Genomic DNA, 25576 nt, shown 5'->3' with positions numbered 1-25576 from the left:
GACAGTCAGCCGGCCTACCTGCGCGAGAACGTGGTCGCAGAGCAGCTCCCGATCCGGGAGACAATTCCCGAATCTGTGAAACCGACTATCGGCCATCAACTCGAGAAGTAAGTCGGGCAGCGCTCAACTGGTCCGACATCGGTGCTGCCAGGGCTGCAGAATATCCGTCTGCGCCGGAACCTCTTACTGCTCGAGCAACCCGACGGGGCAGCTGACTCCCGTGGCGTGCACCGGGCAATATCCGCCAGGATTCTTTGCCAGGTACTGCTGGTGATAGTCCTCGGCATAGTAGAACTGCGTCAGTGGCGCGATCTCTGTGGTGATCGCCCCGTAACCGGCGGCCGCGAGCCGCTTCTCGAATGCTTCAGCCGTTGCTTCGGCAATCTCGACCTGTTGCTCGTCGTATGTGTAGATGGCCGAACGATATTGCGTTCCCCTGTCATTGCCCTGCCGCATGCCCTGCGTCGGGTCATGGTTCTCCCAGAAGTGCGCCAGGATCTCGGCATACGAAATGATCTTCGGATCGAACACGACCAGTACCACCTCGGTGTGCCCTGTGCGACCCGAACACGCCTCCTCGTAGGTGGGGTTGGGGGTGTAGCCACCGGAGTACCCGACTGCGGTGGTGTAGACGCCTTCGAGTTGCCAGTACTCCTTTTCGGCACCCCAGAAACATCCCATGCCCAGCACCGCACACTCCATGCCGTCGGGAAACGGGGGCTCGAGTGGGTGACCGTTCACGAAGTGCGTCGCCGCAACCGGTATCGGCCGATCACTTCCGGGGAGCGCATCCTCGGCGGTGACCATTACGGATTCAGCGGAGGCTCGACCCAGAAGGTCGTCGTACCAAGACATGATTCGATGCTACCCGCGGCGCTGGGGCGCCCTCCTTCGCGAGCGCCGGGGCGCCGTCCTTCACGGGCGCTGAGACGCCTTCCTTCGCACGCGCAGGGGTGCCCTCCTTGGTACGCGCCGGGACGGCCTCCTTCGCACGCGCCGACGAGCCCTCCTTCGCGAGCTTCGACCGTTCGCGCATCCGTTCGGCTCGCGCCGACACCCACCGCGTCCCTGGGACCTCCACCCATCGGTACAGAGCCTCGGAGACCAGGGCGCACACAATGAGGAACGCAATGACCGCTCCGGTCGAGCCGAGGTAGTCGACCGTGCGGTTGAATACCTGGTAGAGAACCAGCGTGTGCACCAGGTAGATCGCATAGCTGCGCTGGGCTGTCCACCGAACGACAGCCCAGCGATTCATCGGCCCGTCGTACTTGCCGATCAGCACGACGCACGCGGTCACAACGAAGAACGTCCACAGGTAGCGGTCGCCGGCCCAGTAGACCCGGAAGTCCGTGGCCAACCGAATGACCTCGACCTGCGCGATCAGGGCGGCAACGATCCACCAGCCGTTCGCGAGTCGAGACCAGGCAAGATACAGAATCTGGCCGAGGAAGAGCGCCGGCATCGTCGCGGCGATCTTCGACAGCATCGGCACTGTGTACGGCTGTGGAACGTACAGGTTGTAGAGCAGGATCAAAGAACATACGGCAGCCCCCGCCAACGGCATCGCGATCGGCATCGTTCGCAGTAGGGGACGTCCCGCGACGCAGGAGAAGTAGAACAGAACCTGCACGGCGAGCGTCCAGGTGACACCGAGAACCGCCACCTCGGGTTTGAGGAAGAAGCCGCCGAGCACGAAACTGAGGGCCGCCTCGACGTTGGAGATCCCGTCCTGCCCGCTGAACATGCCGTTGATGCCGAGACGCACGAGGATGATCGCCGCGAAGATCGCTACCCAGAACGCGGGCAGAATGCGCCCCAGCCGGTTGAGCAGAAAGTGCCCGGACCCGTGACGAATAGCCGATCTGGTGATCAACAGACCGGTCATCATCATGAAGATGCCCACGCCGAAAAAGGACAGATGCTTGTTGAGGCCACCTATTTCGACGAGTGACCGATGGACGACATCGAGGAGCCACCATTCGGTGCCGCGATCGTCGACCAGATAGAACGAGATGTGTGAGTAGATGACGGCCAGAACTGCCACGAATCGGAGCAAATTCGCACCTGAAAGATCCACACGCGGCGCGGCCGCATGCGAATTCGCAACAGGAATCAGCGAAGGCATCGCCACAGCTTAACCTGGGGCCTTCACGACAATCGAACCGGCTCCGCGCACCGGAAATCGAGAGTGGTCACCCTACCTGGGAGAATGCCGATCACCCGAGGCGCATTGTCACCCAATCGGAGGACACCGAATCATCCGAATGGAGGAGTACCACTCAGGTGGACAAGCTTACTTCGTGCACTGCACGAATTGTCCGAATTGACGGTGGGAATGCATGCCGTGTCCTACGGCGCCAACGTACCCGAGGGCCGGGACCGGGTATCGGGCAGGGTTCCCGGGCGGGGCCACCGGATTGTCATGTAGTTCGCTTCGAGAGCAGTGCTGACAACTGATCGGTGTTGTTTGTAATGGTTCAAGGGTTGATACCACTTACCAGCTAAGACCTCAGTGCCTCTCGGAAGAAGTGCTCCGCTTCGCTGTCGAGGGGATATAGCAACTCGACCCGAAGCTCTTCCAGGGTCACTGCGACCGTGGTGTCGAACCGGGCGGCCATCCCAACCGTCCGAATGACCTGACCACCTATCCGAAACCATGGGCACACCACCACTTCCTGTGCCGACGGGGCCGGACGAGGCAACCCCACGACGGACCGCTCGGCGAGCATTGCAAGCTCACGCAGAGTGTCATCGAACGGTCTCAGTGCAAGCTGGTGGCGTAGTCGGTCCATGCCGGCCCAGGCAACCTGCGGCCAGTTGACGATCGCCTCGGCGGTGGCCGGGTCGGCGAAGTAACGATGCACAAGGTTGCTACCGACCAGCGCATCGCCGAACAATGCTGCGCACGCTCGATTGGCGAGCAACACGTTCCAATGTTCATCGACGACGACGCCCGGATACGGCATGTGCGCCGTCAGCAGCTGATCGATTGCGGCGCGATACGGCGCGAGATCGGCATCATCGAACGCCGCCTCGGGGTAGGCGGACGGCAGCCCGGCGGCCTCGAGCATCCGGTTCTGTTCGCGCAACGGAATTCCGAGCGTCTCACCCAGGCGCAACACCATCTGTTCGCTGGGACGTGACCGACCCGTCTCCAGAAACGACACATGACGCGACGTGGACCCTACCGCCGCCGCCAGCGCAAGTTGGCTGAGTCCTCGACTCCCTCTCCAACGCCGCAGCAGGGCACCGAAGGGGCTCGTGGTCGCCGACGTGCCACCTGTCACGACGTCGGTGTTCCAGAAACATACTCAGGCGCCGATTCCCTATCGGGGAATCGACTCACCACCGACGTGAGACCATGCTCAAAGGCATGAAACTGTCCAATGATAGAGAGATCGTAGCGTCCGCCGACGCAGTCTGGGACGTCATTGGCCGTCGGTTCGACAAGATCGGCGAGTGGGCCACCGTCGTCCCCGCCTCAACCGCAGTCCCGGGTTCGCCGACCGTCGGTGAGGCGCCAGTCGCGGGCCGAGTCTGCCAAACCGGCATCCGGGTAGCCCCCTCCGTGACCGAAGCGATCATCGACTACGACGACTCCACGAAAAGCCTTACGTACGAGGCCCATGAGAAGCCGGGCTTCCTGTCCGTCGCACGCAACCGCTGGACTGTCACCCCTGTGGACCAGCGGCGCAGTCTGGTCAGTTACGACGCCGAGTTCACCACCCGCGGTGTGTTCGGTCTGCTGGCAGGGTGGTGGATGGCGATGTTGCTTCGGCGCGCTGGTCGGCAGGTGCTCGAGGACCTGGCGCACTACGTGGAACACGGGGCGCCGTCGCCACGCAAGCGGGCCCAACTCGACCGGGCCGCCGACAAGCACTGCGCCTGACGCGAGACGGCATCGCCGCACCGACACCGCTTTTCGGACGACCGAACTTTCCTTTCCGAGCAGCGCCCTCATCCGCTCCCTGATTGCGCAGGGTGTACCAATGAGATTGGGTAGAACCCGAAGAGGATCAAGGAAGACGGGTGTCCGACGTCCGCTCGCACCCGAGAAACCAGGGCTTGCACGCCCGCAAAGAAGGGATGCTCGTGTCTGAATACACGCTGCCGGATCTCCCCTACGACTATGCCGCCCTCGAGCCGCACATCTCCGGCAAGATCATGGAGTTGCACCACGACAAGCATCACGCCGCCTACGTGAAGGGTGCGAACACAGCGCTCGAGAAGATGGCTGAGGCCCGCGAGGACGGCACGATCGCGGACAAGGCGCTCCTTTTCTCGCGCAACCTCGCCTTCAACCTCGGCGGCCACACCAACCACTCCATCTTCTGGAAGAACATGTCCCCGAACGGCGGCGACAAGCCGACGGGCGACCTGGCTGCCGCCATCGATGACCAATTCGGGTCGTTCGAAAAGTTCCAGGCCCACTTCACCGGTGTCGCGACCACCATCCAGGGTTCCGGTTGGGCACTGCTGGGCTACGACACGATCGGTCAACGTCTGGTCATCGAGCAAATGACCGATCAGCACGGCAACATCACCGCCGCGATCATCCCCGTCGTCATGCTCGACATGTGGGAGCACGCCTTCTACCTCGACTACCAGAACGTGAAGCCGGACTACGTCAAGGCTTGGTGGAACGTCGTTAACTGGGCGGACGCAGCGGAACGCTTCGACCGCGCGCGCACCCAGGGTGCCGGCCTCATCGGGTAGGTAATCCCCCAGTTCGCACGAGCGCACAGCACGCCGACTTCGGTGTTTCTGTGCGCTCGTGCCATTTTTTGGCGAACAGTGCTGTTTTGATTCGACCGGACGTCCAATAAACTTCGGACGTGACCGACTCTATAGATGCCCGAGACGAAAAACTCGTCCACGCCTTCCGAGACGACGCTCTCGGCGACCTCGACGCCACCGGGGTCGCAGAACGAATCGCCTCTCGTGAAGTGTCGATCCGCGAGGTGACCGAGGCCGCGATCGCTCGTGCCGAATCCGTTGAATCCTCTCTGAACGCATTCGTCTGCACCGACTTCGATCGCGCGCTGATCAAGGCCGACCGCCCGCACCAGGGCATGTTCGCCGGGGTCCCGACCGCCGTCAAGGACAACGTCGACGTAGCGGGCCTCCCCACTCAGCACGGAAGCGTTGCCTTCAAGGGGAAGCCTGCCCGAACGGACGGGGACTTCGTCAAGCAGTACCTGTCCACCGGGGCAATCCCGCTCGGAAAGAGCCGCCTGCCGGAATTCGGGTTCAGCCCGGCAACCGAGTTCATGAACGCCGAACCCGTCCACAATCCGTGGAATCTCGCGTTCTCTCCCGGGGCGTCTTCAGGCGGTTCGGCTGCACTCGTGGCGTCGGGCGTGGTACCGATCGCTCATGCCAACGACGGCGGTGGATCCATCCGCATTCCTGCTGCCGCATGTGGACTCGTCGGCCTGAAGCCGACCCGCGGACGCACTGTCAACGACGCTATGGACACGACGATGCCGATCCGGATCGTCGGGCAGGGCGCCGTCACCCGCTCGGTGCGCGACACTGCCCGCTGGTTGGCCGCCGCCGAACGCTACTACCGCAACCCGGCGCTGCCTCCAACCCGGTTGGTCGAAGGACCGAGCAGCACCCGGCTGAAGATCGGTGTGGTCGTCGATTCCGTGACGGCCACCCCCACCGACGACGAGACCCGAAAATCAGTTCAAGCCACCGCGGACTTGTTGGCTCAGCTCGGGCACCACGTCGAGGAGTGCCCCATGCCGATCAAGCCCTCATTCGAGGACGACTTCGCCGTCTACTGGGGGTTCCTGGCGTTCGCTATCTCCAACGGAGGCAAGCGGATATTCGGGCCGGACTTCGACCGTGAGGCCACGGACAATCTGACACAGGGTCTGGCCAAGCTGTACCGCAAGAACATTGCGAAGACGCCCGGTGTGCTGTACCGACTGCAGCGCACTCACCGCGAATACGCGAAGATCTTCCAGAAGTATGACGTGGTCCTGTCGCCGACCCTTTCCCACACAACACCCGAACTCGGATATCTGTCGCCGACACAAAGTTTCGAGGAGTTGTTCGAAAAGATCATCGCGTTCACGGGGTTCACACCGCTGAACAACGCGGCGGGTGGTCCGGCCATCTCCCTGCCGATGCATGAGACGTCGCGGGGTCTGCCTTTGGGGTCCCACTTCTCGGCAGACCACGGGGACGAGCGGACCCTGCTCGAGTTGGCATTCGAACTCGAGCAGGCGACACCATGGCGGCGGATCCAGGACGCTCGCTAGAGGTCAGACTGTGCGCCTGCTCATCCAGGCCACAACACCGCCCAGCAGAACCGTCGTGATCGCGAATCCGATGGCGAGGTGTTCGGCCGTGAGAGTCGGGGTGGACGCGGAGAAAGTGCGCGTCACCGCGACCGGTTCGGCCAACACCGTCGCCAACTGGGTCTGCTGGGCGGACGAGCGGGCCGGCATCGCCGCAACACCGTCGTCGATATCGGTCGACACCTGCTCGGAAAGCGATTTCAGCGCCTCGAAGCCGTCCACGATCTGTGATGTGGCGCCGTCGAGCAGTCCCGACGCCTGATCGGCGATCGGAACGATGCCGTCGTTCAATTGCTGTGCCGCGCTGCTGAGCTGATCACTGGCCTCGGTCAGCTGTCCCATTGCGACTCGTACCAGTTCACCGAGGTCTGTCCCGGGGCCGACCTCGTCGCCGAGCAGTCCGGGCACCGAATCCAGCTGGGACGAGAGCAGTCCGAGATCGTCACTGACCTGCTGTAGAGACGGGACGACGGTCGGCGCAAGGGGAGTCGCATTCAGGAGACCGATGGCACCGTCGACGCTCGTCCGCATTTGGGTGGTGCTGTCAGTCGCTTGCCCCAACGTCAGTCCCAATCCGCTCAGTCTGCCTGCCAGGTCGTCCACGGTGCCCGACGTCTCACCTACCACCCCCTCGATCTGATCAGCCACACCCTGCAGTTCCACTGCGCCGGAGCGTGCTGTCTCGAGATACGGGATCAAGGAGTCGGCGCCCTCGGTGAGCTGCTGCACAGCAGAGTCGGCCGCGGACGTTCCGGCGGCGAGGAATCCCGCGGCGAAGCTCGCCCTTTGGAATGTCGACCTGGATGAGGACATGTCTGCCAGCAGATCGGCGATACCGTCCGCACTGATCCGGGATGACACCAGTCCGGAAAGTTCGTCGGATGCAGCAGGATCGGAGCCCTCGACATCAACGTCGAGGGTGGCCTGCCGCGGATTCGTGCCCAGGACGGAGGAAACCGCTTCGCTGAAGTCCTCCGGCACGGTCACAGTGGCGAAGTACGTGTCATCCGACGCCGCGCTCGCGTCGACTACCTTCCAGTCGAAGGAGTCATCTGCTTCGAGTTGCTCGATCAACTTGTCACCGGCGCGCACCGATTCTCCGTCCACTGTCGCACCCGCGTCGGTATTCACGATCGCAACGGTCCGGCTGTCAATCTTGCCTCCCCCCAGGAACACGTACCCGAGGCCTGCTGCGGAAGCCACGACCAGGCCAGACAACGCGGCCACGGCGACCCGCGGCGACTTCAAGACCTTTCGCGTCGGCTCGGTTTGGGCATGATTCGCGGATTTCCGTGCGCGGTCAAAGATCATTGCGCCCACGATAGGGGTATCGGGTAGCCGGATATTGTGGCTACTCTGAGATTTCTCTGTGACGTCCCATCGGCCGCTCACAATGCTTTGTTGTCCGAAATTGGCACTCACATGCTCTTGTGTGCCAGGCCCAATCAGGCGCATCCTTCAAGTACCCAACGAGGTGCGGAGTGAGGCATGCCTGAGATCGCTTCCACGCACCGAGGAGGAGGTAGAGATGAACAAGGACGGCTACATCGGCATCTCGCCCTTCCAGGCCGAGGGTACTCTGCGGGGATTCGTCATTTCCGGGCGTTGGCCCGACACCACCAAGGAATGGGCGCAGCTTCTGGCTCTCGCAGTTCGAGTGGCTTCGGTTCCGGGACTGCTGCACACCACCACCGTCTTCGGAGCACACGAGGACCTACCTGAGGAACCCGCGCCCGAGACGGTCGGTCTCGTGGTCGCGGAGGGACCTGTTATCGGCGAGTCCGCACTCGAACCGGGCCAGTTCGCCGAGCACCAACCGCCAGCGCTGATAATGCTGCACCCGCCGTCGGAGACCACGCCGTCACTGCCGGAATGCGTGGGCGCCGCGTCGGGTTGTGTGCTGCTGCCCGGCCTCCCACATCTAGGGCTCGAACACCGCGCCGCCTGGGTCGAGGCAGAAGCGGACGGGACCGTGACGTCTATGGTCAGCCGAGTCGGCATCGATCCCATCAGCGACCCCGACACCGCCGTTTTGGCCATGCTGCTGGCCTCGTGAGGCAGTCCGAATCTTCACTACAGGGACTCCCAAACTTGTTGTCGCCTTTGCGATTTCATTGATAACGCACTAACGTTGTTGGCATCGAAGGGGAGTAGCCCCCAATCGCCTGTGTCGACATACTGGCTCGGTGCTCGACCGCACCGAACCCGGCCTGGCGAACCGACGCCGCATCAGCTGTGCCGGTGGGCGAGACCTTCGGCCTAACAGACGCGCCCGCGTCTGCCAGGCCGGAGGACTCTGCCTGTCATCCTCCGACCGACCACCGAAGGAGGATGCCTGTGCTGGCCGCTGTTTTGCTGAGCTTCGCTGTCATTTTCGTCGCCGAACTGGGCGACAAGTCTCAACTCATGGCGATGACATTCGCCCTGCGCTACCGCTGGTGGGTCGTGATCTCGGCCATCACCGTCGCAACCGCCGTCGTCCACTTGATGTCCGTCGCCGTCGGGCACTACCTCGGTGTGGCCATCCCGACAGGGCTGATCAGCATCATCGCCGGCGTGGCGTACCTGATCTTCGGCGCGTGGACACTGCGCGGCGACAGCCTGAGTGAAAACGAGCAGCAAAAAGCCGGACGGGCCACGCGGTCGGCCTTCCTGGCCGTCACGTCCGCCTTTCTGCTCGCCGAACTGGGCGACAAGACCATGCTGGCCACCGTCACGCTCGCCACCGATCACGACACAGTCGGCGTGTGGTTCGGGTCGACCGTCGGCATGGTGGCGGCTGATGGCCTCGCCATCGTCGTCGGAGCCCTGCTCGGCAAGCACCTGCCCCAAGTCTTCATCCGCGTGGGAGCCGCGATCCTGTTCTTCACATTCGGCATCTGGTTGCTGCTCGACGGCTTGTTCCCCGGAAGCGGGGCAGGCACGATCGCCAGCGGCGTCTTCGTCGCGCTGGCACTCACCGTCGTGGCGGTACGTTCCGTGCGGTCGCGTCGCCACCGCGAGGTGACGACGAACGTCGACGAGATGCAGTACCAGGGCTGACGCGCGGTCGGCGAACGAATGCGCAGATCTGCAGCAGTGCACTCGGCTTTGTTCTGCAGAACTGCGCACTGGGCAGGGGTCGGCCTATAACCCCGCGATCCGATCCGCGGTCGTCGCGTCCTGCTCGTCGTAGCGGGCGAGAGCGGCCTCGAAAATCGCACGCTGATCCAGGGCGTAGCGCTCGTGCGCGGCGAAGATTCCCACCGCGGTGTTCTCGTCCGCAACCCCCGGACCGCCGATCGCCGCCGCCCGGAACCTCGCGGCCAGTTCCGCCGCCGACTGCAAATGAGTTTCGCCGAGGCCGAAAGAATCGGGCGCGAGGTCGCGGCGCGCCTGCTGTCCGAGATCCCGCATTTCAGCGGCCAATCTGTCGCAGGCCGCGATGCACCGCACCAACGCCTCGCGGTCAACTTCCAGCCGATCCTCGGTCATCGGTCCCCCTCGCCGTCGCCGTCCGCGCGTCCCCTGTTGCGTGTGGGCAGACAACCTACCAAGAACGGCATACGCGCTCCTCACGCGAGCACCGGTTCAAACGCTGCGTTTGGTTGTGTCCAGGATCAGCATGGCCGTGTGCAGTGAGGTGCGGGACTCGGCGTCGTCGAGGTCGACGCCGAGGATGCGCTGGATCGCCGCCAATTTCGCGTACAGCGTGGGCCGGGAGAGGTGAAGCCTTTTGGCGAGTTCGGTCTTGTTCCCGCCCACTTCGAGGAACGCACGCAAGAGGTCGAACGCGTCGTCACCGTAGCGGGTGCGGTGTTCGAGCAACCCACGCAGCTCGGTTTCGGCGAACGCCTGAACCCGGGGATCGTTCCTGATCAGGGCTAGCAGGCCGCGAAGTCGGATGTCCGTTGCGCGATAGAAGGGTTGGTCCCCCTGAGGCAGCGACAGGGCGACCTCGGCAATGTGCTCGGAGTCACCCAGCCCACTCGCCGCGTCGAGCAGTCGGGTCGACTCCGACCCGACTCCGATCGCGCAGTGCGAGACACTGTCGAGTCTCGTCAAGGCGGCCCGGATCCCGACACACACATCAGTGACCGAATCCTCCAGTGAACCGACGTGCGGCCCGGACAGTAGGAGGTCGATCTGGCCGGGTCGCCGGTTCGCAGTCAGAGCGGTCTGGAGTGCCGATCGCACCGCGTGCCGCACAGCATCGAGCATGCCGACCTGGCGGCGCTGAGCCAGAACCTGGTCTGCGCTGATGGTTTCGCTGACCCGAACCGTGATAGGCACATACTTCAGCGCTGGTTGAAGGCCCAGCGCATGCGCACGTGCGGTGGCTTCGGCTTCATCCGGGATGCGGCCGCGGCACAGTTCGTCGACCAGTCCGCTTTGGGCACGTTGTTCCAGTCCCGTCCGATCCTGCTCGACCATCCGGTGCAGGGCGAGGGCCTGTGCAGCGCGCTCGAGGGCCGTGCCCGCGCGCGTTGCGGAGTCCGGCGCACGTGGAACGACGAGGCGCCCCCACTCCTGCCGGTGGGGCCCGACCGGTGTGGTCAACCACGATTCGGGGCCGACTATGTCGGTGTAGGAGGACACGGGCGTCAGACGAGAGCGGCGTTCCCAGTTGGCCAAGAGGTCGGACGTCGGATGTCCGTGAGCCGCGAACGCGAGGACCTGTCGGTTGAGGTCTTCGAGCACGATGGGCGCGCCGACGATCTCCGACACCGAATCGACGATCTCGCTCAGCGCAGCCCGTTTCATACTCAGGTCGGTAAAGACCTCGTGCACGTGTCGTGCGAACGCAACCTCTTCATACTGCTCGGCGACGATCGATCGGTGTACTTCCTCAGTGACCTCGACAAACCTGATCTGACGGTGCAATGCGACTACCGGAAGTTCCAGTTCGACGGCCTTTGCCGCCAGTTCGGGCGGCACGGAAACGAGATGGGTGCCCAACTCGACGACCAGGCCCGCAGCCCGCGCCTCGGCCAACCCGGCGAGATACCGGGCCCTGGTGTTCTCGTCAGCGAGCGGCTGACCTGTGGTGAGGACGAGTTCCCCGCCCTGCAGGAGGTCGGTGAGGTCAGCTACATCGGAGATGTGCACCCACCGCACCGGCCGCTCGAGATTCCCCCCGCCGAGCACCTCCGGCAAACCTGCCCGCATGACGGGGAGGGTGAGGATCTGGGCAATGGTCGGCTGCATTTACACAGTGTAAGAAAGAAGACGGAAGTAATTACAGTACGTAATGGTCCGTGAACGGTGTTTCGGATGAGGGTATTGGCAACAGCACATCCCCATGCCAACCCATTTCCCAGGCAAGGACAGCGAACTTCATGTCACGCACGAACGGCACAGGCCAGGTCCGGACGATCGCGCACTGGTCCGACAACAAAACCTTCACCGGCACCGCTGAGAACACCGCTCCGGTGACGAACCCGGCGACCGGTGCGGTCACCGGTCAGGTCTCGTTGGCGAGCGTCGACGACGCCCGCGCCGTCATCAACGCCGCCGTGACCGCTTTTCCGGCCTGGCGCGACACCTCACTCGCCAAGCGGACCGCGATCATCTTCAAATTCCGCGAACTGCTCAACGAGCGCAAGAACGAACTAGCCGAGATCATCACCTCCGAGCACGGCAAGGTCGTCTCAGATGCCCTCGGCGAAGTGTCCCGTGGCCAGGAAGTCGTCGAATTTGCCTGCGGCATATCGCATCTACTCAAGGGCGGTATGACCGAGAACGCCTCCACCGGTGTCGACGTGCATTCGATCCGGCAACCCGTCGGTGTGGTAGGCATAATCTCGCCGTTCAACTTCCCCGCCATGGTCCCCATGTGGTTCTTTCCCGTCGCCATCGCGGCCGGCAACACGGTGGTCCTCAAACCGTCCGAGAAGGACCCGAGTGCCGCGATCTGGATGGCCGAGCTCTGGGCCGAAGCGGGACTGCCCGCCGGCGTCTTCAACGTTCTGCAGGGCGACAAGACCGCCGTCGACGAACTACTCACGAATCGGGCGGTCAAGGCGATCTCATTCGTGGGATCTACCCCCATCGCCGAGTACGTGTACGCGACCGGCACCGCACACGGCAAGCGTGTCCAGGCGCTCGGTGGCGCGAAGAACCACGCCATCGTCCTGCCCGATGCAGACCTCGATCTCGCAGCCGACGCCATGGTCAACGCCGGTTTCGGATCTGCAGGTGAACGGTGCATGGCCATCAGCGCCCTCGTCGCGGTCGGAGACATCGCCGACGAGTTGGTGTCGAAGATCGCCGACCGCACCAAGACCTTGAAGATCGGCGACGGTACACGCGACTCGGACATGGGTCCGTTGGTGACCAAGGTGCATCGCGACAAAGTCGCGTCCTACATCGACGCCGGTGAATCCGAGGGCGCGACGATTGTGGTCGACGGACGTGACGTCGACGCGGATGGTGACGCGGACGGGTTCTGGCTCGGCCCGACGCTGATCGACAACGTCAAGACCGACATGTCCGTGTACACCGATGAGATCTTCGGACCGGTGCTGTCCGTCGTGCGCGTCGACACGTACGAGGAGGCATTGGACCTCATCAACTCCGGCCCGTTCGGCAACGGCACCGCCATCTTCACCAACGACGGCGGCGCGGCGCGTCGGTTCCAGAACGAGGTCGAGGTCGGGATGGTCGGCATCAACGTCCCCATTCCGGTTCCGACCGCCTACTACTCGTTCGGTGGGTGGAAGAACTCACTGTTCGGCGACACGCACGCCCACGGAACCGAGGGTGTGCACTTCTTCACCCGCGGCAAGGTCGTCACGAGTCGGTGGCTCGACCCCAGCCACGGCGGCATCAACCTCGGTTTTCCCCAGAACAACTGAGCTGGAAGGACATCTGACCATGACGGCTACAGCTCGCGAGCAGTCCACCTTGCCCACGGGACAGCATCTGGACGAGGCCCGCGCCGAAGGTGCACGAGCCTACGAACTCGATCGTGCGCACGTGTTCCACTCGTGGTCAGCGCAAGAGCAGATCACCCCGATGACGGTGCTCGCCTCCGAGGGCTCCTACGTGTGGGACGGCGAAGGCACCCCGCTGCTGGACTTCTCCTCCCAACTCGTCTACACCAATATCGGGCATCAGCATCCGAAAGTGGTTGCCGCCATCGCGAAGCAGGCCGCGAAGCTGTGTACCGTCGCGCCGCAGTTCGTCAATGCCGCCCGCTCCGAGGCGGCGCGGTTGATCGCCGAACGCACCCCCGGCGATTTGAACAAGGTGTTCTTCACCAACGGTGGCGCCGACGCCAACGAACACGCGGTTCGTATGGCCCGCTTGCACACCGGGCGGTACAAGGTGCTCTCCCGATACCGGTCGTACCACGGTGGCACCGACACCGCGGTCAACCTCACCGGAGATCCTCGCCGTTGGCCCAACGACTACGGCAACAGCGGGATCGTGCACTTCTTCGGCCCGTTCCTCTACCGCTCGCAGTTCCATTCGGCCGACGAGCAGCAGGAAACCGAGCGCGCGCTGGCACACCTGGACCAGTTGATCCAGTTCGAGGGGCCGAAATCGATCGCGGCGATCGTGCTCGAGTCGGTTCCCGGCACGTCCGGAATCATGGTCCCTCCACCCGGATACATGGCAGGAGTCCGGGAACTGTGCGACCGCTATGGCATCGTATTCATCGCCGACGAGGTGATGGCCGGATTCGGACGGACCGGAAAATGGTTCGCCATCGACCATTTCGATGTCGTTCCCGACCTGATCACCTTCGCCAAGGGTGTCAACTCCGGGTACGTCCCTCTCGGCGGTGTCGCGATCAGCGGCAAGATCGCCGCAACATTCGCGGACTCCCCCTACCCCGGCGGGTTGACGTACTCGGGTCATCCGCTCGCGACCGCCGCGGCCGTCGCAACGATCACCGCGATGGAAGAAGAAGGGATCGTGGAGAACGCCGCCCGGATCGGGACCGAGATCCTCGGCCCCGGACTGCGCGAGCTCGCCGAGCGGCACCCGTCGGTCGGTGAAGTGCGCGGCCTCGGCGTGTTCTGGGCGATCGAACTCGTCGCCGATCGAACCACGAAGGAGCCCCTCGCCCCCTACGGGACCACCAGTCCGGCAATGAACGACGTCATCGCCGCCTGCAAGGCAGGTGGACTGCTACCGTTCGCGAACTTCAACCGCATCCACGCCGTGCCACCGTGCACCATCACCGACGCCGAGGCCCGCCGGGGGCTCGAGATCCTCGATGGGGCGCTCGACGTCGCAGACCGCCACACCAACTCTTGAGGCCGATCCGAGCCCGTGGACACCTCTCGCCAAGCGTGCGACAGAAATCCGTTAATCGACGCGTCCCCGGGTTTCCGGAACATTCGTCGCTGTGACGAGGATTAGGACGATCGCGCCGGCTGCCGCCATGTAGTAGCCCGGCGCCGAGGGCACGTCTGTGATTCCGATGAGCGCGGTACCGACGAAGGGAGCGGTACCAGCGAAAGCGGCGTAGGCGACGTTGTACCCGACGGCAGCACTGGTGAAACGGGTTCTTGTGATGAAGATTTCAACGAAGAACGTGTAGCACCCACCGCCGTAGACACAGAGGGCCACCACGAAGAGGAACTGCCCCGACAACGCGAGCGGAACGCTACCGCTCGTGACCAGCATGAAGGCTGGGATCGAGACGACTGCGAGCATCGCCGACCCGGCAATGAGCATTGGTTTGCGCCCGAGACGATCACCTACTCGCCCCGCTAGCGGTATCAACACCGCATACAGCGCGAGTGCACCGATGCTGACCTCGAGAGCCGTATCACGGGTCAGATTCCCGGAAGTCTGAAGGTATGACACGAAGTACCCGGCCAGGAAGGAGAAACCCATTGCCGACAGACCCACGACGAATACAACCTGAAGCATGCGAAGCTTGTTTTCGTAGAAGGCTTCACGTATCGGGCTGAACTCCTTGGGCCGCTCGGCTTCGGCTACCCGGAAGGCGTCACTCTCCTCGGTCCTGCTTCGGATATACAGACCAACCAGTGCCAGCGGGAGTGCCAAGAGGAAAGGGATGCGCCAACCCCACGATGTGAAACTCTGGTCAGACATCGATCGACTGAGAAGCAGAATCAAGATTCCGGCAGCCACAGAGGGCAAGGCGGTCGCCGCGATCGTGACGTTGATCCAATATCCGCGTTTCTCGATTGGTGCGTGTTCGAAGACGAAGGACGGGGTGCCGGCGGATTCGCCTCCGGTACAGAAACCTTGCACAAGCCGGCACAGGACCACCAGGACTGGCGCGAGAGGCCCGATCTCGTCGTACCCGGGAAGTAGTCCCATGACGGTTGTCGCGCCGCCCATCGCCGCCAATGTGATGAGTAGGACTCGGCGCCGACCGACCCTGTCACCCAGCGAACCGAAGTACAAGCCACCGAGCGGTCGAATCATGAACGCGACACCGAAGGCTGCGAATGTAGAAAGCAGCGAAAGCGCGGCGCTCTCGCTGGGGAAGAACGTCTGGGAGATGACGACCGCTGTCAGCCCATACAGCGTGAAGTCGTAGAACTCGACGAAGTGCCCGACACTGCCACCAGCCAATACACGCTTCTGAAGTGCCGTCGGCCTACTGGAATGTTCTCGCCTGGTGCGGCCGGTACCAGAGTCGTCATCGCGACCAGGAAACGTTTCATTGCCAGCCTGACCAACAGAGGACATCATTTCGGTGCTAGCTCCTGACGACGAAAGCCATGTTGTCTGCGTCGTCCAACTCCACACCTCGCCCTCGGTCGATACGCCAGATCAACCAGGTTCGCACCACTAGAGCGTCAGCAATGACGACGGATCTAACTGTCCGCGCCTCGAGTCACCTCGGCAAGACACGGTCGACCGCCATTTCGACGAGTTCGTCGATCTCCTCGTCGGAGAACAATTCCGGCAACGTCAGGCGATCTACGATCAGCCAATTCAGCGTCATGTAGAGCAGGGTCACAGCCGTCGCGTCCCCTGGCATCTGTGCCTCGGCGTGGACGGAGATGTTGAAGTCCAGGTCCTGCCGCACTCGTTCTGTGAGGACGGCACGCAGTTCAGGGCGTCGGGTCGCCTCGAGCCGGAGTTCGAGCAGTGCGAGGAATCCGGTACGAAACGCGGCGACTCGACCGACAACTTCGCGCATGAGCGCGGTGAGATGCTCGCGGTCATGTGCTCCGGTCAGGCTGAGGTCCAAACTCGCATCGTCCGGCCGCAGCCGCTCGTAGACACTCAGACCCGCCTGGGTCAACAGATCGTCGCGATTGGTGAAGTAGTTCGACGCGGTCCCTGCAGGTACTCCCGCCTCGGCATCGACAGCCCGGAACGTCAGCCCACGCGCCCCATCACGAGCGAGCACCTCGATCGCGCCATCGACGAGCGCCGCCCGCCGCTCGGCATTCCGTCGCACCTTGACATCACTCCATCTGCAACGCTAGATTCCAGACCACTTCATCCAAAGTACTACAGACGGAGTGGTCATATGCGAAAGCTCGTGTACTACGTCGGCGTCACCTTGGACGGCTGCATCGCCGGGCCCGGCGATGAGACCGACTTCTTCCCATTCTCCGACACGATGGCGGCCTGGATCATCAACCGCTACCCCGAGACCATCCCGACGCACATGCGACCGACCTTGGGACTGACCGAGACCCCCAACCGATCGTTCGACACGGTCGTGATGGGCCGCGGGACGTACGAACCGGCCCTCGAGATCGGTGTCACGAGCCCGTACGCCCACCTTCGGCAACTCGTGGTGTCCACGACCCTGGGAACCAGCCAGGACCCGGCGATCGAATCGATCGCGGACGATCCCCTGACCGCAGTGCGCAAGCTCAAGTCCGAAGACGGCCTCGACATCTGGCTGGCCGGCGGTGGGAAGCTGGCGGCCTCGCTCCTCCCGGAGATCGACGAGTTGATCGTCAAGAGCTATCCGGTGGTCGCCGGTTCCGGACGGCCGGTGTTCGACGGCGAGTTCAGGCCGACCGCCTTCACACGAACCGACAGCACCTCACTCGACGATGGCACCACGATCACGAGTTTCAGTCGGACCGAGGAACACTGACCTCGACGATCAGCAGCTGGGCTGACGGGCAGGCGCGACCGGAAGGACACGTCTCTGACCACCGATAACGCCTCCCGCCCAAACCACAAGGCATTCATGGGAGAACATGCAATCAGAACTCGTCCTTGACTCTTCCTCTGCCAATCCGATTCCACAAATGGTGTATTGGCCTCAAAAATTGAGCTACTGGTGGCTGCTCTTCTCGATACTCATACTCGGCGTGAGTGTCATTGGGATTTTGAACCTCACCGAGGCCGTTCGAGAGGGTTCGACAGGAGAAGTCGGCATTTTCACAGTATTCCTCATCCTGTTCATCTGCTTCACGGTGATGGTGCCTAGAACTGCGGGAATATCCTGGATCGGTGTGTCGAGACGAATTAGCCCGCGCTCGACTGGGCACGGCAATGGAGTATCAATACCCGACTCGCGTTCGATCCATATGTTTGTCTTCCTACTTGGACTCATCGGGATTCCCGCGTCCACAGCTGCCGTCATGGCGTTCACTGGGATTGGTGAAACCCTGCTACCGAATGGACTGGACACTCGCGAAGGTGCGTACTTCATGGGCGCCTACGGTTCGGGGTCACTCTTGTGCATCATCGTCATCCTCGGGTTCAGAGCTACATCCACCCTTCTCGTCTACCCTTCCGGGATTCAATACACCACCCGTCGACACCGATTCTTTGCAGCCACGACCGATGACAGATTCTTCGAATGGGAGAACATCGCGTGCATCACGCCTGATACGTGGATTTACACGCACAGCTCAGTGAGTTTTTACAATCCACTACTGAAAATCACCACCAAGAATGAAGCCGACGCCTCATCCAACAATTCGGATCACGAAGAAACCACGATATATGTGCACAAACTGGTCGCTGAGCCGAACGCATTGCGTTCACTGTTGGAGTACATGAGGGGAAATTCGGAAGCCCGCGATCTCCTTGCCGAACAGGACTCCCCCAAGCTGCTGACGCCGCCGCCACTGATCGACAGACTGCGAGCAGGACGCGAAATCGATCGACCATGGCCCATTTCCGTACAACAGGCGCGGGAGAAGGCCGCAAAGTTCGAGCGCCTGCAAAGACGGCGTCCCGCAGACCCGTTCGGCAACACCGGTCGATGACGGCGCTGTCCCCCTCGCCTTGCCGGCAACCGGATGACGGCCGACGATCCCTTCGCGTTATGGTGCAAATCACCAGGGTTGGCCAACGGAGGTCGACGGAAGAGTAGGGATTACAGCTGTGGAAATTCAGGGAACCGCCGCACTGGTCACCGGAGCGGCCTCGGGACTCGGCGCCGCCACCGCCAAGCGCCTCGCAGACGCTGGAGCCACCGTATTCGGGCTCGATCTGCAGCAGTCCATCGAGCGCGCCGGCGAAAACGTCCCGGACAGCGTGACCCTCATTGCCACGGACGTGACCAGCGATGAGGAGGTGCAGGCGGCCATCCAACAGGTTATTGGTTCGCTGGTGCCGCTGCGTATCGTCGTCAACTGCGCCGGGGTCGGCTGGGCCGGTCGCATCCTGTCGAAGAAGGGCCCGCACGATCTCGAGCTGTTCCGCACCGTGATCACCGTCAACCTGCTCGGCACGTTCAACGTCATGCGCCTAGCCGCCGACGCCATCGCGAAGACGGATACCGTCGACGGGTCCGGGCAGCGTGGCGTCATCATCAACACCGCATCCGTTGCCGCGTTCGAAGGCCAAATCGGCCAGATCGCCTACTCCGCATCCAAAGGCGGTGTACAGGGAATGACCGTCCCTGCAGCTCGCGACCTCGCACAGTTCGGCATCCGGGTCAACACCATCGCCCCTGGCATCATCGACACTCCGATGCTCGCGGGTGTCACCGACGAGTACCGCAAGGGCCTCGAAGCGGGCGTTCCGTTCCCGTCACGCCTCGGGCTGCCGAGCGAGTACGCGCAACTCGCTCAGATGATCGTCGAACACGACTACCTCAACGGTGAGACTATTCGTATGGACGGTGCTCTGCGCATGGCACCAAGGTAAGCAGCACGGCGGGCCTGTACGTGATCGAGCAGGCCCGCCCAACAAGCAACTCGGCGCGTAGCGCCGACTTCGGGGAGGGTTGACATGGGTTTTTACGCGGATCGGATTCTGCCGCGGTTTATCGACATGACTTGCGGAATGAAGGTCACAGAGAAGGAGCGTCGACGGGCCTGCTCAGGACTGCAGGGACGCGTGGTCGAGATCGGATTCGGCTCAGGCCTCAACGTTCCGTTCTATCCATCTGCCGTAGATTCCGTCAGCGCGGTCGAACCGGCCGACCTCGGCTGGAAGCTTGCGAGAAAGCGGTTGGCGGAGTCGTCGGTCCCAGTCGAACGGTCCGGTCTCGACGGCGAGTCACTCCCCTTCCCCGACAACAGCTTCGACACCGCGCTGTCGACCTGGACCATGTGCACGATCCCGGATGTCGAAACGGCTCTCCATGAGGTACGTCGCGTCCTGAAACCCGGCGGTACTCTGCACTTCGTCGAGCATGGGCTGGCTCCCCACCCCAAGGTCCAGCGCTGGCAGCACCGCCTGGAGCCGATCCAGAAGACCATCGCCGGTGGTTGCCACCTGACCCGCGACATACCCGAACTGTTGTCGGGAGCGGGCTTCGAAATCAAGGAACTCGATCGCTTCTACGAGAAATCCACGCCCAAAGTCATGGGCGCCTTCTCGCTCGGATACGCGGCTTCACCGCCTGTGAACGGTTGAGCCATCCCGCGACTCGTCGGCGCCGCGCAGAATCTCGCCCGTCTTCCTGCTCATCGATGAAGAACAGCACGAGCGCACAGAACAGGAGCGAGGCCGCAAGCCACGCGGCCTCGTGTCCAAAGATTCTCGTGCACACCGCGCCGATGACGGCTCCGGCGGCGAAGCCACCGACGATCACGGCGTACACACCCGTGTTCTTTCGTGCTTCGGGGTCTTTCCCGAGGAAGCCGGCGTAGGCAGTTTCGGTCAAACGCATGAGATTTCCGGTAGTGGCGATCGCAATGTATGACAGCGAACGCACCGTCCGGAAGAGCCCGATCTGGAGGGCGGCGACGAATGCGATCGGAATTGTTACCAGCGCATCGGGGACGGTCGTCGGCACGAACCCGACCGAAACGAGCACGACGACCTGCGCCACCATGGCGGCCCGGATCGGATGCTTCACCACACGTTTCGCGTGGGGACTCTTCAACGAATTAGCGATCGCTACACCAACGACGAACGCTGATATCGGCCACACATGCTCCAGCGCGGCGCGGACGTTCCCCGCAGAGAAATTGATCCCCATGAGGATGACGTTTCCCGTCTGAGCGTTGGCAAAGACGCCGCCTCGGCTGATGAACGTATACGCGTCGAGGAATCCGCTGGCGACGGTGAGCAGCACCGCAAACCGTAACGAGGTGGAGGTGTCCGTCGCCACCACGAATCTCCTCTACAGATCCGAGGACAGGGGGATCTCCGATACTGCCCGGTCCGACATCCACTCACGCAGAACCTTCGTGGCGATCACGTCGTCCTCGTTGTACCGCAGGAGGCGCTCACGCTGGGTGAGATCGGGTTCGCCGTCGTAGCCGACGGCCTCGCGGTACCAACTCATCGACGCTTCTCCACTCGCGTCAGGATCACGCCACCGGAATCCCGCGACAGGGGCAATCTTCTTGAGGCCCTTGCCTGCCGGGCATATGAATTGGTCGCTGACGGCCTGATAGATGTCTACCCACTGCGGGCTGTCGATGAATTCGCGGATCTCGGCCTCCGTGGGAACCCCCGGCGATCCCGCAAACCGTCGGGCTGATTCGAGCAACCACTTGTCTTCGGCAGCACGGGAATAGCAGTATGCGGCGAAAGTCTTTCCGCTCGAGGCCGCCGCTTCACGTTCCGCCATCAGCCATGTCCAGAATTCGGCGAACGAGCGTGCCTCGTCCTGCGTGGGCAATGGATCCCAACTTACGAACGGCCGGTACACCGAGACCCCGTCCGTGTTGAGCAATGTCCCCCACAGATAGGCACCACGATCTTGATAGCTCTCCATGTCGACATCGACCTCGATGTCTGCGCGCGTAACCCGGATCTGCGGAAATCTTCTTACCAACGGCACTCCCGCCAGCCATGCCCTGGCTGTCACGACGGAGTCCTCGAATGCGCCGTGGGGCCAGTCTTCGATAGGTTCCCGATCCCACGCCGCGAGGTCGTCGATGGTGCGGCACCCCACCTCGCGCAACAACTCGGCCCGCGACCCAGAGGCCACCAAGCTCACATCGTGCGTCTGGGTCAACTGCTCCTCACAGCCCGTCCACCACGGACACGAACGGCATTCGCCGACCTTCGAGGGCACCGTTGCCGATTCTCCGCGCGCGATGGCGACTCGGTCGAGAAATCGCTCGTCATAGTCTTCGAGGACAGCCGTGAGGTCATGCACGAAAATCACATCGGCGGCGTAACCGATCGCACCGGCCACCAGTGCCGGACTGGCGAGCCCGTGCTTCTCGAGCATCCGGTATACCTGAGCGACACGCATCTGGTCGCGAATCTGACCGCGGGGCTTCCTCGTCGGGTCTTCACGCGGTTCCCACTCGAACAGGCCCGAGGTGATCGCGCCGCTACCCGGATCCGTGACCTTGTGATTTACGACGATCACCGGGATGTACCCGCCACGATCGGTGTCACGAAGGAGGATCTCGCAGTGCGCCTTTCTGCCCGCGTCTCTGTCGAGTGGTAGCACCGCACCCCAGATACGCTCCGCGCCGGCGGCGCATGCCGCAATGGTCTGTTCAGCTCGTCTGCGCGCGCTTTGGTCGCGGTCGATCTGCACCCAGCGATCGGGGGCGTTCCCGACGAGCGTCTGTCGGACCTCTTCACGCTTCGCTGCCGCGGCGTCCTGCCGCTGGCGGACCCCCGGGTCCTCGGGAGCAGCCGCGAGTTGTTCGGGAAACGCCGCGTCGAGGTGAACCCGGTGACGACACCGGGTCAGTGCACCGGCATCGATCACCGCCCCCGGCACCTGCCCTGGCGTAGCGCGGAGTTCTGATCGCTGACCGATATGGGAACGCACAATCACCTAGATTATGTGCTCCCCTAGGATTACCTGGAATCACCGGATGCAGTCGGTAGCGCGAGCTGCGCTGAAGCACCAGGAAAAGGGGTCTTTTCGATGGGGTTGTTCAAGAAACGTAAGTCTCGAGCTACCCGCAAGGCAGAAGCCAAGGCGCTGAAGCACAAGGCTGGAGTCGAGGCGAAACTGAGCGCACGAAACGAGCGGAAGCGCGACAAGGCGACCGCCAAAGCCAGCCGCAAGCTCGAAGCTGCCGAATTGAAGTCGCAGAAGAAGGTGGACAAGGCCCAGATCGCCGCCTTCAAGGCTCAGGAGAAGGCCGCGGCCCGGAAGGGCTTCACGGTCTCGACCGTACGCAAATACCTGGGTATCGCACGACTACTGACACCCGTGCTGCTTCCCATCGCCTACCGCGCGGCCACAGTCGTGCGTGCACAAATCGATGCCCGCCGCGCCGACCGTATGGGTGTCGATATTGACCAGCTCGCAAACTTCACCGGACACGGCGCCAAGCTCAGTGCCCGCATCGCCGGTGCCGAAACCTCCACCACCGAGATCCTCGCGAAGAAGCCTGGCGAAGCGGAAACGCAGAGGTTCGCCGCCGCGATCCGTGACCGTCTCACCGATCTGAACACCGCCGTCCGAGCTGCCGAGCAGATGCCCCATGCCCGCCGCAAGGCCGCCCACCAAGCGATCGCGTCCGAACTCGACGGCGTCGAAGCCGATCTGCTCGCCCGCCTCGGCGTGCGCTGACCAACCAGCTCGGTGTACCTCTCCCGCCGCGCTCCAACCGCCCCCTTCAGGGGTTCGGCGGTTGGGGCGCTGGCGGGTGCCCTCGCTGTCGCAGCGCACGGTATCGGCGGTGGCGGCGATCCTGAATCCGCTGCACTGGCCCTCCTGCTCGTCACCAGCATCGCTACAGGCGCACTGACGACACATCTACCCACCCGCTTTCACGGCAGGCTCGCTCTCGTCGGCGCGCTCGGACTCGGGCAGTTCGTCGCGCACGCCGCTCTCACTCTCACCGCCCATCCGCATTCGGCGAGTCCAGCCGCGTCGATGTTGGCCGCTCACGCGGTAGCCACGGCGATATGCGCACTGCTGATCGCCAGCGCCGAACGACTGTACGGCTCGCTCGTCCACGTATGGCGTGTAGTGCTGCGCGGCGAGCCACATCCGATCCCGACGGCGGCGCAAGCGCACGTCTCACAACATCGCACGAACCCCGTGGATGCCATGCTTCGCGCAAGCATTTCACGCCGTGGCCCACCGGTCCGAGTCTGACCTTCATCACCTCAAAGCTCAGACCAGCAAGGACCTATCGATGACACCCCTATTCAGCCATGCCCTCTTCACGGGCAGTGCGGCCGACACTGCACCAGCATCTGCCCACACCGAGCCGCTGCCCGGATCAACATCCGTCGTAACCGAAGATCCAACGATTCAGTGTGCTGATTCCGTACCGTGGGCGGTGGACCCCGGCGTCGGGGTCGGACCCGGCCAGTTCCAGCAGTTCGAACTGTCGGGGGGAACCACTACCCGAGGAGGACGAAGTGTTGTTCCCTGCCACGCAGACCTACAGCGGCGACACCGGCCGTTGGCTGGGTGGCGCCGGACCTGTTCTCGGCGCGCTCGACCTCGGCGCCGTAGTCCGGAGCCGTCTCTCATGAGCCCGCGCACCTCGATCACTTCGATGAAAGTTCTCACCGTCGGACTGCTGGCTGTGATTGCAAGCATGCTCGGCGTCACCACCGCTGCCGCCCATACTGCCGTGATCGGCTCAAACCCGGACAACGGTGCTCAGATCTCGACTGGCCCGAACCAAGTAAGCGTCACGTTCAACGAGCCGCTGCAGGCAGAGTTCGCGTCGTTGACCGTCGTGGGACCGGACGGCAACCTATGGACCAAGAGTGACCCGTCAGTCGTAGGAGACACGGTCAGCGCCGAAGTCGGTCAGCTGGGACCGCCCGGTGAGTACACCATCGCGTACCGCGTCACCTCCGCCGACGGACATCCCGTGAGCGGCACGAGAACGTTTACCCTCACCCAGCCGGAGTCGGGCGCACCGGGCGCACCGGCCAGTAGCGCAGGCACTCTGGCGAGCGGTCCAGGTGAATCCGAGGACGGTGGAGTTCCCTTGTGGGTATTCATCGTTGCAGGTGTGGTCGTGTTTGCAGGTGGACTATGGCTCGCACTTCGCCAGCCTCGCGTCAAGAGCTGAGGCAGGCGGGTACGGCGCGACAGTGGTTGCTGCTGTTCGCCGTACCCACCTCCCTCGTCGGAGTTGCGTTCGGATGGGCACTGGCGCGGCCGGAAGACCACACTTCCTCCAGTGCGGTCCGGGCTATATCCCTGCTGCTGGGTTCGGTCGTCCTCGGGCTCGCGGTGCTCGGCTGGTGGAGCCGCACGGACTCTCGTTCTTTCGCAAGGGATCCACGGCTGTGGCAGCTGACGACATTGGTCGCCGCGTCCTGGACACTCGCCGAGGGCGTTCGACTCGCGATGACAGCGTCCGCAGTGAATGCCGAACCTCTGCTCGAGCTCTCGTCCGGGCGGTTCGCACAATATGTGACCGAGACCAGCGCCGGGCGTGTCGGACTTGCGGTGCTCGCGTGCACGGCCGCCGCCACGGTATGGTCCGCGATTGCATTCGGTCGCAAGGATGCCCGGTCACCAGTGCCAGTGCTGGCGCTCGCTGCGCTCGCCCTTGTGGCCCGACCGATCACCGGGCACATGTCGCAGCAGACGCTCGGCTCGATACTCGATGTCGTCCACGTGCTGGCCGCCGCCTTGTGGCTAGGGGTGCTCGCCGCACTCGGGCTGATGCTCCGCTCCCGAGGGGACTGGGCGAAGTGGCTGCCGAAGTTCTCGGACCTCGCCGTCTGGTGTGTGGTGCTGCTGACCGTGGCAGGCGTCATCAACGCGGTAGTGAAATTGGGTGGTGTAACTCCACTGTTCGACACCGGGTACGGCCGCATCGTGCTCGTCAAGTCGCTTTTACTGGCTGCGCTCCTCGGGCTCGGCTGGTGGTGGAGGCGAACCTGGGTCGGCCAGGCGGCAGCTCACCGGGTCACTGCCGAAGCCTCGCTGCGCCGAGCCACCCTCGAAGTGGTTGCGATGGCGGTTGTGTTCGGGCTCGCCGCCGTCCTGGCCACCACCGCCTGACTCG

General features: G+C 63.2%; 25 protein-coding genes. 15 read left to right on the top strand and 10 right to left on the bottom strand.

The features are described 5' to 3' along the window. Positions 1-183 precede the first annotated feature (183 nt). The 3 genes from msrA to AB0I57_RS10660 form a co-directional block, all read right to left on the bottom strand. Positions 184-855 (bottom strand): peptide-methionine (S)-S-oxide reductase MsrA, encoded by a 672-nt coding sequence (msrA, locus tag AB0I57_RS10670; RefSeq protein WP_358334059.1) that lies wholly within the window; start codon positions 853-855, stop codon positions 184-186. Beyond that, complete coding sequence (locus AB0I57_RS10665; protein WP_358334056.1) at positions 815-2128, bottom strand: acyltransferase; 1314 nt, start codon at positions 2126-2128, stop codon at positions 815-817. Before AB0I57_RS10665 ends, msrA begins: the two co-directional genes overlap by 41 nt. 376 nt (positions 2129-2504) lie before the next feature. Continuing rightward, positions 2505-3290 (bottom strand): helix-turn-helix transcriptional regulator, encoded by a 786-nt coding sequence (locus AB0I57_RS10660; protein ID WP_358334053.1) that lies wholly within the window; start codon positions 3288-3290, stop codon positions 2505-2507. 86 nt (positions 3291-3376) lie between these two features. Here AB0I57_RS10660 and AB0I57_RS10655 point away from each other — a divergent pair, with 86 nt between their 5' ends. The 3 genes from AB0I57_RS10655 (at position 3377) to AB0I57_RS10645 (ending at position 6275) form a co-directional block, all read left to right on the top strand. Then, the gene (locus AB0I57_RS10655; RefSeq protein ID WP_358334050.1) at positions 3377-3892 is read left to right on the top strand and encodes an SRPBCC family protein; all 516 of its coding nucleotides are present in this window, start codon (positions 3377-3379) and stop codon (positions 3890-3892) included. 203 nt (positions 3893-4095) lie between these two features. Further along, positions 4096-4719: a superoxide dismutase gene (locus AB0I57_RS10650; protein WP_358334047.1), complete on the top strand. Its 624-nt coding sequence runs from the start codon at positions 4096-4098 to the stop codon at positions 4717-4719. 119 nt (positions 4720-4838) lie between these two features. Next, complete coding sequence (locus tag AB0I57_RS10645; RefSeq protein ID WP_358334044.1) at positions 4839-6275, top strand: amidase; 1437 nt, start codon at positions 4839-4841, stop codon at positions 6273-6275. Between the two features lie 3 nt (positions 6276-6278). On the opposite strand, the gene AB0I57_RS10640 is transcribed toward AB0I57_RS10645, so the two are convergent. Continuing rightward, positions 6279-7625, bottom strand: coding sequence for a hypothetical protein (locus AB0I57_RS10640; RefSeq protein ID WP_358334041.1), 1347 nt, complete (start codon positions 7623-7625; stop codon positions 6279-6281). Between the two features lie 217 nt (positions 7626-7842). On the opposite strand from AB0I57_RS10640, the gene AB0I57_RS10635 reads away from it, so the two are divergent. Further along, the gene (locus AB0I57_RS10635) at positions 7843-8370 is read left to right on the top strand and encodes a peptidase (protein WP_358334038.1); all 528 of its coding nucleotides are present in this window, start codon (positions 7843-7845) and stop codon (positions 8368-8370) included. A 281-nt stretch (positions 8371-8651) separates the two neighbouring features. Further along, positions 8652-9356, top strand: coding sequence for a TMEM165/GDT1 family protein (locus tag AB0I57_RS10630; RefSeq protein WP_358334035.1), 705 nt, complete (start codon positions 8652-8654; stop codon positions 9354-9356). Between the two features lie 84 nt (positions 9357-9440). Here AB0I57_RS10630 and AB0I57_RS10625 read toward each other — a convergent pair whose 3' ends face one another. Together AB0I57_RS10625 and AB0I57_RS10620 are read right to left on the bottom strand one after the other, a co-directional pair. Further along, a complete protein-coding gene (locus AB0I57_RS10625; protein ID WP_358334032.1) occupies positions 9441-9788 on the bottom strand; it encodes a hypothetical protein in 348 nt (115 codons plus the stop codon). A 96-nt stretch (positions 9789-9884) separates the two neighbouring features. Continuing rightward, complete coding sequence (locus AB0I57_RS10620) at positions 9885-11501, bottom strand: PucR family transcriptional regulator (protein WP_358334029.1); 1617 nt, start codon at positions 11499-11501, stop codon at positions 9885-9887. 131 nt (positions 11502-11632) lie between these two features. Here AB0I57_RS10620 and AB0I57_RS10615 point away from each other — a divergent pair, with 131 nt between their 5' ends. Continuing rightward, a complete protein-coding gene (locus tag AB0I57_RS10615) occupies positions 11633-13150 on the top strand; it encodes a CoA-acylating methylmalonate-semialdehyde dehydrogenase (protein ID WP_358334026.1) in 1518 nt (505 codons plus the stop codon). A 19-nt stretch (positions 13151-13169) separates the two neighbouring features. Continuing rightward, positions 13170-14561 carry an aspartate aminotransferase family protein gene (locus tag AB0I57_RS10610; protein WP_358334023.1) on the top strand — a complete coding sequence of 464 codons (1392 nt, stop codon included), beginning with the start codon at positions 13170-13172 and terminating at the stop codon, positions 14559-14561. Between the two features lie 51 nt (positions 14562-14612). Here the strand turns inward: AB0I57_RS10610 and AB0I57_RS10605 are convergent, their stop codons facing one another. Further along, positions 14613-15857: an MFS transporter gene (locus AB0I57_RS10605; protein ID WP_358334020.1), complete on the bottom strand. Its 1245-nt coding sequence runs from the start codon at positions 15855-15857 to the stop codon at positions 14613-14615. A gap of 265 nt (positions 15858-16122) precedes the next feature. Further along, on the bottom strand, positions 16123-16695 hold the full coding sequence (locus AB0I57_RS10600) for a TetR family transcriptional regulator (RefSeq protein ID WP_358334017.1): 573 nt from the start codon (positions 16693-16695) through the stop codon (positions 16123-16125). 72 nt (positions 16696-16767) lie between these two features. Here AB0I57_RS10600 and AB0I57_RS10595 point away from each other — a divergent pair, with 72 nt between their 5' ends. The 4 genes from AB0I57_RS10595 to AB0I57_RS10580 all read left to right on the top strand — a co-directional run bounded on the left by AB0I57_RS10595 (position 16768) and on the right by AB0I57_RS10580 (position 20075). Next, positions 16768-17349 (top strand): dihydrofolate reductase family protein, encoded by a 582-nt coding sequence (locus AB0I57_RS10595; protein ID WP_358334014.1) that lies wholly within the window; start codon positions 16768-16770, stop codon positions 17347-17349. Positions 17350-17455: 106 nt separating this feature from the next. Then, positions 17456-18475, top strand: coding sequence for a hypothetical protein (locus AB0I57_RS10590; RefSeq protein WP_358334011.1), 1020 nt, complete (start codon positions 17456-17458; stop codon positions 18473-18475). A 118-nt stretch (positions 18476-18593) separates the two neighbouring features. Next, the gene (locus AB0I57_RS10585) at positions 18594-19361 is read left to right on the top strand and encodes an SDR family NAD(P)-dependent oxidoreductase (RefSeq protein ID WP_358334008.1); all 768 of its coding nucleotides are present in this window, start codon (positions 18594-18596) and stop codon (positions 19359-19361) included. Positions 19362-19445: 84 nt separating this feature from the next. Further along, the gene (locus AB0I57_RS10580) at positions 19446-20075 is read left to right on the top strand and encodes a class I SAM-dependent methyltransferase (protein WP_358334004.1); all 630 of its coding nucleotides are present in this window, start codon (positions 19446-19448) and stop codon (positions 20073-20075) included. Here AB0I57_RS10580 and AB0I57_RS10575 read toward each other — a convergent pair. Both AB0I57_RS10575 and AB0I57_RS10570 read right to left on the bottom strand, forming a co-directional pair. Then, positions 20023-20775, bottom strand: a complete 753-nt coding sequence (locus tag AB0I57_RS10575; RefSeq protein ID WP_358334001.1) for a YoaK family protein — start codon at positions 20773-20775, stop codon at positions 20023-20025. The genes AB0I57_RS10580 and AB0I57_RS10575 overlap by 53 nt on opposite strands. Before the next feature lie 12 nt (positions 20776-20787). Beyond that, positions 20788-22344, bottom strand: coding sequence for a TM0106 family RecB-like putative nuclease (locus tag AB0I57_RS10570; RefSeq protein ID WP_358334880.1), 1557 nt, complete (start codon positions 22342-22344; stop codon positions 20788-20790). Between the two features lie 162 nt (positions 22345-22506). On the opposite strand from AB0I57_RS10570, the gene AB0I57_RS10565 reads away from it, so the two are divergent. From AB0I57_RS10565 to AB0I57_RS10550, 4 genes are all read left to right on the top strand, one after another. Continuing rightward, on the top strand, positions 22507-23160 hold the full coding sequence (locus tag AB0I57_RS10565) for a DUF6474 family protein (RefSeq protein WP_358333998.1): 654 nt from the start codon (positions 22507-22509) through the stop codon (positions 23158-23160). A gap of 12 nt (positions 23161-23172) precedes the next feature. Beyond that, the gene (locus AB0I57_RS10560; protein WP_358333995.1) at positions 23173-23691 is read left to right on the top strand and encodes a hypothetical protein; all 519 of its coding nucleotides are present in this window, start codon (positions 23173-23175) and stop codon (positions 23689-23691) included. A gap of 382 nt (positions 23692-24073) precedes the next feature. Further along, a complete protein-coding gene (locus AB0I57_RS10555) occupies positions 24074-24628 on the top strand; it encodes a copper resistance CopC family protein (protein ID WP_358333992.1) in 555 nt (184 codons plus the stop codon). Next, positions 24592-25572, top strand: coding sequence for a CopD family protein (locus AB0I57_RS10550; RefSeq protein ID WP_358333989.1), 981 nt, complete (start codon positions 24592-24594; stop codon positions 25570-25572). Before AB0I57_RS10555 ends, AB0I57_RS10550 begins: the two co-directional genes overlap by 37 nt. Positions 25573-25576: the final 4 nt, after the last annotated feature.

The organism is Rhodococcus sp. NPDC049939, assembly GCF_040656415.1.
Lineage (GTDB): Bacteria > Actinomycetota > Actinomycetes > Mycobacteriales > Mycobacteriaceae > Rhodococcus_F.
This window is presented reverse-complemented; position numbering and strand designations above follow the sequence as displayed.

Excerpts from the sequence above, each read along its gene's own strand:
- msrA (WP_358334059.1), bottom strand. The coding sequence starts at position 855 with ATGTCTTGGTACGACGACCTTCTGGGTCGAGCCTCCGCTGAATCCGTA.
- AB0I57_RS10665 (WP_358334056.1), bottom strand. The coding sequence starts at position 2,128 with ATGCCTTCGCTGATTCCTGTTGCGAATTCGCATGCGGCCGCGCCGCGT.
- AB0I57_RS10655 (WP_358334050.1), top strand. The coding sequence starts at position 3,377 with ATGAAACTGTCCAATGATAGAGAGATCGTAGCGTCCGCCGACGCAGTC.
- AB0I57_RS10640 (WP_358334041.1), bottom strand. The coding sequence starts at position 7,625 with ATGATCTTTGACCGCGCACGGAAATCCGCGAATCATGCCCAAACCGAG.
- AB0I57_RS10635 (WP_358334038.1), top strand. The coding sequence starts at position 7,843 with ATGAACAAGGACGGCTACATCGGCATCTCGCCCTTCCAGGCCGAGGGT.
- AB0I57_RS10625 (WP_358334032.1), bottom strand. The coding sequence starts at position 9,788 with ATGACCGAGGATCGGCTGGAAGTTGACCGCGAGGCGTTGGTGCGGTGC.
- AB0I57_RS10620 (WP_358334029.1), bottom strand. The coding sequence starts at position 11,501 with ATGCAGCCGACCATTGCCCAGATCCTCACCCTCCCCGTCATGCGGGCA.
- AB0I57_RS10615 (WP_358334026.1), top strand. The coding sequence starts at position 11,633 with ATGTCACGCACGAACGGCACAGGCCAGGTCCGGACGATCGCGCACTGG.
- AB0I57_RS10610 (WP_358334023.1), top strand. The coding sequence starts at position 13,170 with ATGACGGCTACAGCTCGCGAGCAGTCCACCTTGCCCACGGGACAGCAT.
- AB0I57_RS10595 (WP_358334014.1), top strand. The coding sequence starts at position 16,768 with ATGCGAAAGCTCGTGTACTACGTCGGCGTCACCTTGGACGGCTGCATC.
- AB0I57_RS10590 (WP_358334011.1), top strand. The coding sequence starts at position 17,456 with ATGCAATCAGAACTCGTCCTTGACTCTTCCTCTGCCAATCCGATTCCA.
- AB0I57_RS10580 (WP_358334004.1), top strand. The coding sequence starts at position 19,446 with ATGGGTTTTTACGCGGATCGGATTCTGCCGCGGTTTATCGACATGACT.
- AB0I57_RS10565 (WP_358333998.1), top strand. The coding sequence starts at position 22,507 with ATGGGGTTGTTCAAGAAACGTAAGTCTCGAGCTACCCGCAAGGCAGAA.
- AB0I57_RS10555 (WP_358333992.1), top strand. The coding sequence starts at position 24,074 with ATGAGCCCGCGCACCTCGATCACTTCGATGAAAGTTCTCACCGTCGGA.
- AB0I57_RS10550 (WP_358333989.1), top strand. The coding sequence starts at position 24,592 with ATGGCTCGCACTTCGCCAGCCTCGCGTCAAGAGCTGAGGCAGGCGGGT.